At 72.9% G+C, this 13,112-nt stretch carries 9 protein-coding genes; 2 read left to right on the forward strand and 7 right to left on the reverse strand.

Annotated features, from left to right (window positions below):
- Positions 1–84: 84 nt before the first annotated feature.
- From GA0070558_RS09445 to GA0070558_RS09475, 7 genes are all read right to left on the reverse strand, one after another.
- A complete protein-coding gene (locus GA0070558_RS09445) occupies positions 85–2,226 on the reverse strand; it encodes an alpha-glucuronidase (RefSeq protein ID WP_091277740.1) in 2,142 nt (713 codons plus the stop codon).
- Complete coding sequence (locus GA0070558_RS09450) at positions 2,223–2,915, reverse strand: hypothetical protein (RefSeq protein WP_091277742.1); 693 nt, start codon at positions 2,913–2,915, stop codon at positions 2,223–2,225. Before GA0070558_RS09450 ends, GA0070558_RS09445 begins: the two co-directional genes overlap by 4 nt.
- Positions 2,912–4,513, reverse strand: coding sequence for a GH39 family glycosyl hydrolase (locus GA0070558_RS09455; RefSeq protein ID WP_091277744.1), 1,602 nt, complete (start codon positions 4,511–4,513; stop codon positions 2,912–2,914). Before GA0070558_RS09455 ends, GA0070558_RS09450 begins: the two co-directional genes overlap by 4 nt.
- A gap of 85 nt (positions 4,514–4,598) precedes the next feature.
- On the reverse strand, positions 4,599–6,233 hold the full coding sequence (locus GA0070558_RS09460; RefSeq protein ID WP_091277745.1) for an ABC transporter substrate-binding protein: 1,635 nt from the start codon (positions 6,231–6,233) through the stop codon (positions 4,599–4,601).
- Between the two features lie 49 nt (positions 6,234–6,282).
- Positions 6,283–7,215, reverse strand: coding sequence for a carbohydrate ABC transporter permease (locus GA0070558_RS09465; RefSeq protein WP_256091841.1), 933 nt, complete (start codon positions 7,213–7,215; stop codon positions 6,283–6,285).
- On the reverse strand, positions 7,212–8,195 hold the full coding sequence (locus GA0070558_RS09470) for an ABC transporter permease (protein ID WP_091277747.1): 984 nt from the start codon (positions 8,193–8,195) through the stop codon (positions 7,212–7,214). Before GA0070558_RS09470 ends, GA0070558_RS09465 begins: the two co-directional genes overlap by 4 nt.
- Positions 8,196–8,224: 29 nt before the next feature.
- Positions 8,225–10,621, reverse strand: coding sequence for a beta-xylosidase/alpha-l-arabinosidase (locus GA0070558_RS09475; RefSeq protein ID WP_091277749.1), 2,397 nt, complete (start codon positions 10,619–10,621; stop codon positions 8,225–8,227).
- A 225-nt stretch (positions 10,622–10,846) separates the two neighbouring features.
- Between GA0070558_RS09475 and GA0070558_RS09480 the strand changes: the two genes are divergently transcribed.
- Both GA0070558_RS09480 and manD read left to right on the forward strand, forming a co-directional pair.
- Positions 10,847–11,887, forward strand: coding sequence for an acetylxylan esterase (locus tag GA0070558_RS09480; RefSeq protein ID WP_091277751.1), 1,041 nt, complete (start codon positions 10,847–10,849; stop codon positions 11,885–11,887).
- Positions 11,884–13,092: a D-mannonate dehydratase ManD gene (gene manD, locus GA0070558_RS09485; RefSeq protein ID WP_077937843.1), complete on the forward strand. Its 1,209-nt coding sequence runs from the start codon at positions 11,884–11,886 to the stop codon at positions 13,090–13,092. Before GA0070558_RS09480 ends, manD begins: the two co-directional genes overlap by 4 nt.
- Positions 13,093–13,112: the final 20 nt, after the last annotated feature.

Here is a 13,112-nt window from a genome sequence, read left to right on the forward strand (position 1 = left end):
TCGAGGCCGAACCTGCGGGAACCCGGGCTGGCGCGGGGCGGCGGCCGGGAAGCTGTCACATGACTGACAGCCCGCCGCCTGCGTTCAGTGGATCGTCCGCCCGCGCACGTCCGGCACCCCTGACTTGCGGAGGAAGTACGTGTTGACCTGGTCGCGCCACTCGATGGCGCAGCGCAGCTGCTCGTCGAGGCGCTCGGCCACCCGGGCGTGCACCGCCGGGTCGATCACCCCGGTGAGGCGTCGCCACCGCTGCCGCATCTGCGCCACCTGCTGCGCCCCGGCGAAGTGGGTGTCGTAGATGTGCTGGATGACGGTCGACCCGCTGCGCAGCACGTGCCCGTACGGGACGTGGTGGAAGAACAGGAGCAGCTCGTCCGGGCAGTCGGACAGCGACTCGTACACCTGCGACCACGGCTGCGGATACTGGCCCGTGAAGCCGGTGCCCGTGGCGCGGGTGCGGTCCACGCCCACCCCGTCGCGGTCGGCGAAGTGGTAGGTGCCCCACCGCGAGTACTCGTAGCCGTCGACGTCGGGGCCGTAGTGGTGGCGGGCCGGGCTGACCATGAAACCGACGCCCAGCGGGGCGGTGTACCGCTCGTAGGTGCGCCACGAGTCGTCCATGACGGCGTGCAGCGTCTCGCGTACCAGCGCCGGGTCGCCGACCGTCGACGCGGGGAAGGTGAGGTCGATCCACTCGTCGAGGACCGCGATCGGGTCGAGGCCGGGATCCCAGGCGAGCCGGCCGTAGGCGTACAGGTTGGCCTGGGAGAGGGGGTGCCCGGTCCAGAACGGGTCGTCGCCGACGTTGGCCACGGCGGCCAGGCCGCCGCCGGTCGCCGGACCCGGCCCCGAGCCGGCGGCCACATCGGCGACCGTCGGCCCGCCGGGCCCCCACGGCGCGAACGTCAGCACCTCGCTCCAGCAGGGCGCGAGATAGCACACGTGCTGCTGCTGGCCCGTGTACTCCTGGGTGACCTGGAACTCCACCGCCAGCCGGGTCGCCGGCATCGCGGCCAGCACCGGCGACACCGGCTCCCGGGGCTGGAAGTCGATCGGGCCGAACTTCGCCTGCACCACCACGTTGTCGCGGAACCGGCCGTCGAGCGGGGCGAAGTGGTCGTACGCGGCTCGCGCCCGGTCGGTCGAGCGGTCCCGCCAGTCCTGCCGGTGGTTGTAGACGAACGCCCGCCAGTGCACCACGCCCCCGAACGGCGCGAGGGCCTCCGCGAGCAGGTTCGCGCCGTCGGCGTGGTCGCGCCCGTACGTGAACGGGCCCGGCTGCCCCTCCGAGTCGGCCTTCACCACGTAGCCGCCGAAGTCGGGGATGCGCTCGTACACCTGGCGGGTCGCGGCGGCCCACCACGCGCGCACCGCCGGGTCGAGCGGGTCCGCGGTCGGCAGGCCGCCGAGGACGACGGGCGCGGCGAAGGTGACCGACAGGTGCACCCGCACGCCGTAGGGGCGCAGCGCGTCGGCCAGCTCGGCGACGTCGCCGAGGCGGTCGGTGAGCAGTCGCGCCTCGGTCGCGTGGACGTTGACGTTGTTTACCGAGATCGCGTTGACGCCGCACGCCGCCAGCAGCCGCCCGTACGCGCGGACCCGGTCGAGGTCGCGGCGCGCCGCCCCGGCCCGCCAGAAGATCGACCCGCCCGCGTAGCCCCGCTCGACCTGTCCCATCACCGGGTCCACGTCGACGTTGTCCCAGTGGTCGAGCATGCGCCGCGCCATCGCCGGCGCGTGCCGCCGCGCCATCGCCGGCGCGTGCCGCCGCGCCGGGTGGTCCCCCTCGAACGCCGCCGCGCCGAGGCGCACCACGTGGAACAGCCCGTAGAGCAGGCCGGCCGGCGCGTCGGCCAGCACCACCGTGACGCCCTCGGCGCGGGCCAGCGCGAACCCCTCCGCGCCGAGCGGCCCGCCGGCGCCGGCCGTCCGGGCCAGCGCCGCCGCCGGCGCGGGCAGGGGCCCGGCGTCGCGCAGCGCGAGCACCAGGTCCACCTCCCGGTCCCCGGCGGTCCGGTCCGCCCGCCCGCCGTGCCGGGCGCAGGCCCGCTCGACCTCGTCGAAGACGGTGTCGACGAGCATCCCGTCGCCGCGCACGAGGACGCGACGCGAGCCGAGCGGGGCGAACGCCTCCGGCGGCAGCCAGGCGGCGTGCACGCCCCCGCCGTGGCCCGTCGTGTCGTGGCCGGCGGTGGCGGGGCCGGTCGTGGCGGGGGGCAGGCTCATGCGGTGAACTCCTTGCGGATCGTGTCGACCATCGGGGCGGCGACGCGCAGCAGCGCGAGGGCGCCCACCGAGCCCGCCAGCGCGAGCACCGCCTCCGAGGTGACCGCCGTGACGGCGGCACCCGCCACCAGCACCAGAGCCGTGCCGATGCCCACCCCGGGGGCGCGGACCACGAAGTGCAGGGCGAGGCGGGCCACGTCGCGGGCCCGGAACGCGAACAGGGAGGTGATCACCAGCGCGTTCGCCCCGACGAGGGCCGCCAGCGCGGCGACGCCGACCAGCGGCACCGCCCACCACCGGGGCACGCCCGCGACGTCCAGGTGGGCGAGGTTCACCGCGACGACGGTGAGCAACGCCAGCAGTGGCAGCCAGATCCGCAGCACCCCCGCCAGGTTGGCCCGGTAACCGCGCCGGAACGCGGCGGCGGGCCGCAGGTCGGTCAGGTCGGGGCGCTGGTGGTGCAGCGCGTACAGCGCGGCCGACAGCGCCGGGCCCAGCGGCAGCGCGCAGGCGGCGTAGAGCGGGATGTTGCTCGCGTCGGCGTCGAGCAGGACCAGCGGCACCAGGCCGGGCAGGCAGGCCAGCAGCAGGAGCAGCTCGACGACGAGCAGGGTGTAGACCCGCGCGGCGGACCGCGACAGCGGGCCCTCGCCGAACTGCCGGGCGGCGCGCGCGGCGTCGCCGCTCACGGGCGGTCGCCCCCGCCGGCCGGGTCGCCGTCGCGTCGCCCGCCGTCGGCTCGCCCGTCGCCGCCGTGGCCGGTCCCGTCGCGGCCGGGCAGGCCGAGCAGCCGGTCGCCGTCCCACCACGGCGGGGTCTCGTCGCGCACCGCGTCGATCTCCACCAGGGTCACCTCGTGCCGGGCGAGGGTGAGGTCGACCTCCACCCGGCCACCCGCCACCGGCAGGCTGCGGTGGGCGCGGGCCGGCTCGGCGGCCTCCCGCAGCGCGTCGAGCTGGCGCGGCAGCGGGGACCGGGGCCGGCCCATCTCCGCCCAGGCCGCGTGGACGTTGCCGGCCTCCTCGCTCACCGACGAGCGCGCCAGGTACGCCGACGTCGCCCCGGGCGCGTCCAGCGGCACCGACAGCGCCAGGGTGTGCCGCTGCGGCACCGGCTCGCGGCCGGTGACGTCCACCGGTGCCCACGCCAGCACGGTGACCCGGCCGTCGGCGTCGCGGGTGACCAGGTGGTCCGCGCCGCGGGCGAGGACCTGGTCGCCCATCCGGGCCAGGAACGCGTACAGGTGGTAGGTGGGCTTCTTGAGCTGGCGGTGGGTGAGCAGGCCGAAGCCGCCGTGCAACAGCGCCGTCGGGATCCCCACCTCCTCGAACATGTCGCTGAACGTCCAGTACGAGAAGGAGTCGACGAGGTCGCCGCCGGCGGCCACCACGGGGGCGAGGTACGCGGCGTGGAACGCGGTGTCGTGGATCGGGTTGTCGGGCCGGTAGGAGGAGTTGAACTCGGTGATGTGCACGGGCAGCTCCGCCAGGGCGGTGCCGGCCAGCAGCCGGCGCGGCGTGGCGAACTGCTCCAGCAGGTGTTCCGCCGGGGCCAGGGTCTGGTGGGTGCCGAACGGCACGTGCTGCGCCGGGCCGGAGGTGTAGGCGTGCCGGCTGACGAAGTCGCACGGCACGTCCCGCGCGGCGACGAACTCGGCGAAGGGCACCAGCCACTCGTCGGAGCCGGGGGAGATAGCCGGGCCGCCGACCTGCAGGGACGCGTCGACCTCCTTCACGGCGTGCGCCGACACCTCGTACAGCCGGTGGTAGACGTCGCGGTCCGCATCCTGCCAGAAGGCCGTCAGGTTCGGCTCGTTCCACACCTCGATGGGCCAACCGCGCACCTCGTCGAGGCCGTACCGGTCGACCAGGTGCGCGACCGTGGCCCGGACCAGGTCCGCCCACTCGGTCCAGGACCGCGGCGGGGTGACGTTGCCCTGCCACCAGAACACCGTCTGGTCGCCGGAGGCCAGGCCCGAGGGCATGAAGCCCAGCTCCACGAAGGGCCGGATCCCCAGCTCCAGGTACGCGTCGACGACCTGGTCGACGTACGTGAACGAGTGCCGCACGCGCCGCGACCCCGCGTACTCGTAGGGGCGGTGCACGCCGACGCCGTCGCTGAGCAGGCCGTGCCCCCGGATGTGCCGGAAGCCGATGTCCCGCTGGACGAGCGCCAGCGAGTCCTGGTAGTCGCGCCGCAGCGCCAGCTCGAACCGGCCGGTGCCGACGCAGGCCCGCCAGGCGTCGGTCAGCCGGCCCGCGGGCCGGTCTGGAACGTGGATCCGCATGTCGTCCTTGTCCTGCTCGTCGTGCCGGCCGGGCCCGCCGGTCCCGGCCGGCCCCCGGTGGTGGGGGCCGGCCGGGACCGGACGGTCAGCCGTTGTCCTTCTTGAACCGCTCGTACGCCTTGTTGACCACCTCGATGTACTGGTCGGCGTTCTTGGCCTTCAGCTCGCCGACGTAGGCGTCCCACTCGGTCAGTGGTCGCTGGCCCAGGATGAACTTGAGCGTGTTCTGGGTGACGTAGTCCTTCAGCGGCGTCTCCCACAGCGACACCTGCTCGCGCTCGGCGTCGGTGAGCGGGGCCGGCGGCGGCACGTCGACCGGCTTGCGCGTGTTCATCACCTTCTGGAACTCCAGCTCCTCCGGGGAGAAGAAGGACTGCATCAGGTCCAGCTTGCCGCCGTAGGCGAAGACCCCGTTGGCGAAGCCGAAGTCCTTCTGCAGGTGCTTGGTGCCCTTGGGGTTGAGCCCGATCATGTCGACGTCGGGGGCGGGCATCCGCTTGCCGGCGGCGTCCTTGACGAACGTGGTGCCCTCGATGCCCCACTTGGCGAACTCCTGGCCGGCGTCGGAGTAGTAGAGCCAGTCGATGAACTGCATCATCGCCACGAAGTTCTTGCTGTCCCGGGCCTTCTTGGAGATCATGACGCCGTTCTCCAGCCGGGAGGCGGGGTTGATCTCGCCGGCCGGGCCGACCGGCAGCGGGATGTTGACCAGCTTCGCGCCGGGGATGGTCTTGGCCAGGTCCGGCCGGTAGTCGTTGACCAGGGTCTGGGCGTTGCTAGAGATGACGAAGGACTTGCCGTTGGCGAGCTTCTGGCGGGCGGCCTCGTCGCTCTGGGTGAAGCTCTCCGGGTCGAGCAGCCCCTCGGTGACCAGCTTGTTGAGGTACTGGATCATCTGCCTGTACTGCTCGGTGGCCCCGGTGTAGACGAACTTGCCGGCGGCCGGGTCCCAGGTGCTGTGCTGGAAGGACCAGCCGGCCTGGGTGCCGAAGGAGCTGCCGGCGATCCGCAGCAGCGCGCCGCCGGGGGTGGGCTTGCTCCACCGGTCCGAGTACGGGTACGAGTCCGGGTACTTCGCCTTCATCGCCTTGAGCACGGTGTAGAGCTCGTCCCACGTCTTCGGGACCGGCTGCTTGAGCTCGTCGAGGATGTCGGTGCGGACCGCCACCGTGTATTCCTGCCAGGGCTTCTCGTGCAGGCCCGGCAGCAGGTAGAACTTACCGTCGGACTGGCGGAGGGTGTCGATCTCCGGCTTCAGCCCCCACTTGTCGATCTTCTCTTTGAAGTTCGGCATCAGGTCCAGGTAGTCGCTCACCGGCAGGATCGCCCCGGAGGAGACGAACTGGTTCTCCGCCGGGTGGTAGGTCTTCGGGATGATCAGCGGGGCGTCGCCGGCGCCGACGAGCAGGCTGCGCTTCTGCTCGTAGTCGCTCAACGGCACGGCGACCGGTTCGAGCTTGACGTTGGTCCCCTTGGTCAGCTCCGACCAGAACAGCCACTCGTTCTTCAGTGGATAGTTCGGGTGGTTGTTGTAGAGGATGGAGAAGGAGAGCGGCTCCGTCGCCGTGAACTGGGTGCCGACGTCATAGTCCGCCATGGCGCCGGCCCGGTTGCCGGACAGGTCCTTGGCGTCGCTGGCTTCCTCGGAGCAGGCGACGAGGGTGAGGGTGAGCAGGCTGGCCGCGGCTATGGCCGCGCGCCGCCACGTTCTGTGGAGCACGGCTCGTCCTTTCCGAACGGTGGTGGGGTGGTGGGGGAACATCGCCGGGCTACCCCTTGACCGCGCCGAGCATCACGCCCGACACGAAGTAGCGCTGGATGAAGGGGTAGACCGCCAGGATGGGCAGGGTGGTGAGCACGATGGTCACCGCCTGCAGGGTCGCGGCGGCCTGGACGGCGTCGGACTCGGCGACGCCGCCGGCCGACTGGGCGCCGGTGGCCCCCGCGATGAGGTTGCGCAGGTAGACGGTCACCGGAAACATCTCCTGCTGGTCCAGGTAGAGGAACGCGGTGAACCACGAGTTCCAGAACGACACGGCGTAGAACAGCACCATCGTGGCGATGATGGCCTTGGACAGCGGCAGCACGATCCGCAGCAGCGTCCCGTACGTGTTCAGCCCGTCGACGGCGGCGGCCTCCTCCAGCTCCTCCGGCAGGCTCTCGAAGAACGCCTTCATCACCAGCAGGTTGAACACGTTGATGGCGTTGGGCACGACGACCGCCCAGATGGTGTTCTTCATGCCCAGGCTGGTGATCAGCACGTAGTTGGGGATCAGCCCGCCGGAGAAGAACATGGTGAACACGGCGATGCCGACCAGCGCACCGCGCCCCTTGAGCCGAGGCTTCGACAGCACGTACGCGTAGCAGGTGGTCAGCACGATGGAGATGACCGTGGCGACCACCGTGTACACCACCGTGTTGCGGTAGTTCGTCCAGAACAGCGCGTCGGACATCACCAGCTTGTACGTCGTCAGGTTGAACCCGCGCGGGACGAGGTTGACCCGCCCGGCGATGATGTACGCCTCGTCGCTGAGCGAGCGGGCCACGATGTTGACGAACGGGTACAGCGTCACGATCACGACGCCGGTGAGGATGACGGCGTTGACCGCCTGGAAGACCCGGTAGCCCCGGGTCGGGCGGATCCCCTTCGGCCGGCGGGTCACCCGCCGGGTCTCGCCGGTCTCGGCGGCTTCCACGGTCACCACAGGCTCGTCCCCACCGTGCGCTTGGAGATGGCGTTCGCCGACAGGACCAGGGTCAGCCCGATCACGGCCTCGAACAGGCCGATCGCGGCGGCATAGCTGAAGTTGCTGGACTCGAAGCCCATCCGGTAGAGGTACGTGGAGATCACGTCGGCGGTCGGATAGGTCAGCGGGTTGTACAGCAGCAGGATCTTCTCGAACCCGACCGCCATGAACGTGCCGATGTTGAGGATCAGCAGTGTCACCATCGTGGGCCGGATGCCGGGCAGCGTCACGTGCCAGGTCTGCCGCCACCGGTTCGCCCCGTCGATGCGGGCCGCCTCGTAGAGGTTCTCGTCGATGGTGGTCAGCGCGGCGAGGTAGAGGATCGTGCCCCAGCCGACCGTCTGCCAGACCTCGGAGGAGACGTAGATGGTGCGGAACCACTCCGGCTGTTGGAGGAACGGCACGGCCTCGCCGCCGAGGCCGCGCACGATCTGGTTGACCGTCCCGTCCATCGACGTCAACTGCATGACCATGGCGGCCACGATCACGATGGACAGGAAGTGCGGCAGGTAGGACACCGACTGCACGAACCGCTTGAGCCGGCGGGCGCGGACCTCGTTGAGCAGCAGCGCCAGGACGATCGGCAGGGGGAAGCAGAACAGCAGGGTCAGCGTCCCGAGCACGAGGGTGTTGGTGAACACCTCCCAGAACGTCGGGTCGGCCAGGAACAGGCGTACGTAGCGCAGGCCCACCCAGGTCTCGCCGAACAGGCTGCCGCCGGGGGAGAACTTGCGGAAGGCGATCACGTTGCCGGCCATCGGCAGGTAGCGGAAGACCAGGAAGAACAGCAGCGGCGCCACGGCGAGGGAATAGAGCTGCCAGTCCTTGCGCAGCGCCTGCCGCCAGGTGCGGCGCCGCGCGGGGCGGCCCGCCGGCCGGGCGGCGTCCCGCGTCGGGGGCACCGGCGGCGGGGTGAGGGTGTCGGGAGTGGTCATCGACGGCCTCCAGGACGGGGCGGAGGTGCCTAGGCGGACTGCGGGACGGCGGCGGGGGCGATGCGTGCGGTCGACACCAGCCGACGCTGGTGCCCGACGGTGCGTTCGGCGCCGACGAGGCGCAGCGGGAGGGCGGCGGCGAACTCGCCGCTGGACCGGCCGAGCCGCAGCTCCACGTCGCCCGGCTCGACGACGCGCCGGCCGTGCGCGCCGGTGAAGGACGTGACGTCGGCCGGCACTGCGAACGTCACCCGCGCGCTCTCGCCCGGCGCGAGCGGGACGCGGGCGTAGCCGACCAGGCGGACCACCGGCCGGGTGGTCCGCGCGACCGGGTCGTGCAGGTAGAGCTGGACGACCTCGGTGCCGGCCCGGTCGCCGGTGTTGCGGATCGTCACGTCGACCTCGACCTCGCCGTCGACCGCCCAGTCGAGGCGGTCGCCGCCGGTGGCAGGGGCCTCGTCGACCCCGCGTACGCCCGCGTCGTGCCACTCGAACGTCGTGTAGCTCAGCCCGTGGCCGAACGGGAACGCCGGGGTGGGATCGACCGACGACACCTCCGACCGGCGGCCCAGCGCCGGGTTGAGGTAGGTCGACGGCAGGGCGCCGGCATCCCGGGGCACGCCGACGGGCAGCCGCCCGGACGGGTTCACCGCGCTGGTGAGCACCTCGGCGATGGCCTGCCCGCCGCGCTGGCCGGGGAAGAACGCCTGCACCACGGCCGCGGCGGAGTCGACCTCGGGCCCGAGAGCGTACGGTCGCCCGGCCAGCAGCACCAGCACCACGGGCGTGCCGGTGGCGAGCACCGCCCGGATCAGGTCGGGCTGGACCCCGGGCAGCCGCAGGTCGGTGGCGTCGCAGCCCTCGCCGGACGTGCCACGGCCGAACATGCCGGAACGGTCGCCGACGGCGAGCACGCACACGTCGGCCTCGGTGGCCGCCGCGACCGCCGCGGCGAAGCCGGAGGTGTCGTCGCCGGTGACCGCGCACCCGGGGGCGTGGGTGAGCCCCGGGAGCAGGCGGCCGAGGGCCTCGCGCAGGGAGGCCAGCTCCACGCCGAGCCCGTGCTCGGGGTGGCGCACCCCCACGTGGGAGGGGAACGTGTAGCAGCCGAGCATCGCCATCGGGTCGTCGGCGACCGGGCCGACGAGGGCGACGCGGCGGCCGGCGGCCGGCGGCAGCAGCCCGCCGTCGTTGCGCAGCAGGACCACGGACTCGCGGGCCAGGCGCAGGGCCACCTCCTGCGCGCCCGCGTCGTCGAGGCGTAGCCCGTCGACGCCGTCGGGCAGCGGCTGCCAGCCCTGGTCGAGCAGGCCCAGCTCGGCCTTCTGCGCCAGCACCCGGCGCAGCGCGCGGTCGATCAGCGCCTCGTCGACCTCGCCGGCGCGGACCGCCTCGACCAGCGGGGGACCGAACGCGTCGATGGTGGGCAGCTCCACGTCGATCCCGGCGCGCAGGGCGAGCCGGGCCGCCTCGACGCCGTCGGCGGCGACCGCGTGCAGCGTCTGGAGGAAGCGCACCGCGAAGTAGTCGGCGACCACGGTGCCGGTGAAGCCCCACTCGTCGCGCAGCAGCCGGGTCAGCAGTCCCTCGTCGGCGGCCACGGGCAGGCCGTCGATCTCGGCGTAGGAGTGCATCACCGAACGGGCGCCGCCGAGGCGCAGCGCCATCTCGAACGGCGGCAGGATGACGTCGGCCAGCTCCCGGCGGCCCATCGACACCGGGGCCAGGTTGCGTCCGCCGCGCGAGGCCGAGTAGCCCGCGAAGTGCTTGAGGGTGGCGACGATGCCGGCGGCCTCCAGGCCGCGCACGTACGCCGCGCCGGTCGTCCCGACGAGGTACGGATCCTCGCCGATGGTCTCCTCGGTGCGGCCCCACCGGTGGTCGCGGGTCACGTCGAGCACCGGCGCCAGGCCCTGGTGGACCCCGGCCGCCCGCATGGACCGGCCGATCTGGCCGGCCATCTGCGCGACCAGCTCAGGGTCGAAGGACGCGCCCCAGCTCAGCGGCGTCGGGTAGACGGTCGCGCGCCAGGCGGCGAAGCCGGTGAGGCACTCCTCGTGCACCTGCGCCGGGATGCCGAACCGGCTCGCCGCCGCGATCTCGGCCTGGGACGCGGCCAGCGAGCGCGCGCCGGCCACGGGGTCGACCGGTGCGGTGCCGAACGGCCGGGTCAGCTGCCCCAGCCCGTGCCGGATGACGTCGCTCCACCGCAGCTCGCCGTCGACCATGTCGGCCTGGTGCGGCGCGACCCCCTCGCCGGAGGGGTCGGCGCCGACCCACACCCCGACGAGCTGGGCGACCTTCTCCTCAAGCGACATCAGCGGCAGCAGGGCGTCGGCGCGCTCGGTCGGACTCAGCCGCGGGTCGCGCCACCGCGCGGCGTCCGGGGACGCCTCCGCGTCGTGGACGGGCAGCTGACTGTTCATGCCACACCCCTTCAGCCGGGCCCGGGAGGCTCCCCGGTGGCCCGCGACGACTGGCGACGGCGAGCCGGCCCGAAATTTTCGGAAATCCCCGCGTGACCTATTTCGGGCAACTTAAGGGCCCTAAATGGGCATGTCAAGGCTCGTCGTGCCCGGAGTGGATCGACGGGGGTCATCGTACCTGGGCGTCGCGCGTGTTACAGTCCTCGAAAATTTCGGAGAGGTTCCATGCCCCACTTCGACCTGCCCCTCGACCAGCTCCGGCAGTACGCCCCCACCGTGGCCGAGCCTGCCGACTTCGACGCGTTCTGGCAGGCCACCCTCGCGGCGGCGGCCGAGCACCCCGTGCTCGTCGACGTCCGGCCCGAGCCGACCCACCTGCGACTCGTCGACACCTGGGACGTCACGTTCGCCGGCTACGGCGGTGACCCGGTGCGGGCCTGGTACACCCGTCCCGCCGGCGCGGACGGGCCGTTGCCCCTCGTCGTGGAGTACGTCGGCTACGGGCGCGGCCGGGGCCTGCCGCACGAGCGCCTCACCTGGCCGGTGGCCGGCTACGCGCACCTGTTGATGGACGCCCGGGGCCAGTCCGGCCACTACGCGGCCGGCGACACCCCCGACCCACGTGCTGGCGCCCCGGGCGGCCCCTGGCCGGTGACCTGGGGAATCCTCGCGCCCGAGGACTACTACTACCGGCGGCTGATCACCGACGCCGTGCGGGCCGTGCAGGCGGCCCGTGCGCTGCCGGGCGTCGACCCCGGCCGGGTCGTCGCCGCCGGCAACAGCCAGGGCGGGGGGATCGCCCTCGCGGTGGCGGGCCTCGTCGACGACCTGGCGGCCCTGATCACCACCGCGCCCTTCCTGTGCCACGTCCAGCGGGCCATCGAGATCACCGACGCCGAGCCGTACGGCGAGATCGCCCGCTACCTCGCCGCCGACCGGACGGCCGAGGAGGCGGTGCGGCGCACCCTGTCCTACGTCGACGGCGTCACCTTCGCCCGCCGGGCGGTCGCGCCCGCGCACTTCGGCGTCGGCCTGCGCGACACCGTGTGCCCGCCGAGCACCGTGTTCGCCGCCCACAACCAGTACGGCGCCGCCAACGGCCGGCCGGAGCCGCCGCAGCGGGTGGTGCACGTCTACCCGTTCAACGGCCACGAGGGAGGGGAGGCGGTGCAGGTCCGCCGGCAGCTCGCGTGGCTCGCCGGGGTGCTCGCCGCGCCGGCCGACGCCACCGGCCCCGCCACCGACACGACGGAGGAGAGCGCGTGAGGATCGTCGACGCCCGGGTCATCGTCACCTGCCCCGGCCGCAACTTCGTCACCCTGAAGATCATCACCGACGAGGGCGTCACCGGGGTCGGCGACGCCACCCTCAACGGCCGCGAGCTGGCCGTCGAGGCGTACCTGCGCGAACACGTCGTGCCGCTGCTGATCGGGCGCGACCCGGCCCGGATCGAGGACACCTGGCAGTACCTCTACCAGGGGGCGTACTGGCGGCGCGGCCCGGTCACCATGAGCGCCGTCGCGGCGGTGGACACCGCGCTGTGGGACATCAAGGGCAAGGTCGCCGGCCTGCCGGTCTACCAGTTGCTCGGCGGCCGGTCCCGCGAGGGCGTCACCGTCTACGGCCATGCCAACGGCGAGACCGTGGACGAGGTGCTGGCCGAGGTGGCCCGCTTCGTCGACCTCGGCTACCGGGCGGTGCGGGTGCAGAGCGGCGTGCCGGGCCTGGCCAAGACGTACGGCGTCAGCGCCGACAAGATGTTCTACGAGCCGGCCGACGCGGCGCTGCCCACCGAGACGGTCTGGTCGACGGCCCGCTACCTGGCCCACACCCCCGGCGTGTTCGCCCGGGTCCGCGAGGAGTTCGGCCCGACGCTGCGGCTGCTGCACGACGTGCACCACCGGCTCACCCCCATCGAGGCGGCCCGGCTCGGCCGCAGCCTGGAGCCGTACGCGCTGACCTGGCTGGAGGACCCGGTCCCCGCCGAGTTCCAGGAGGGCTTCCGGCTCATCCGGCAGCACACCACCACGCCGATCGCCACCGGCGAGGTGTTCAACTCCGTCTGGGACGCCACCACGCTCATCCGCGAGCAGCTCATCGACTACGTCCGCACCACCGTGGTGCGGGCCGGCGGCATCACCCACCTGCGGCGCATCTTCGACTACGCCGCGCTGCACCACGTGCGCAGCGGCTCCCACGGCGCCACCGACCTGTCGCCGGTCTGCCTGGCCGCCGCCCTGCACCTGGACCTCGCGATCCCGAACTTCGGCCTGCAGGAATACATGCGGCACACCGAGGAGACCGACGCGGTGTTCCCGCACGGCTACCACTTCGCCGACGGCTACCTGCACCCCGCCGAGACGCCGGGGCTCGGGGTGGACATCGACGAGGAGGCCGCCGCCCGCTACCCCTACTCGCCGGCGTACCTGCCGGTCAACCGCCTGGAGGACGGCACCCTGCACCCCTGGTGACCCAAGGGCGCGAGAGGCCC

The organism is Micromonospora haikouensis (genome assembly GCF_900091595.1).
Taxonomy (GTDB): domain Bacteria; phylum Actinomycetota; class Actinomycetes; order Mycobacteriales; family Micromonosporaceae; genus Micromonospora; species Micromonospora haikouensis.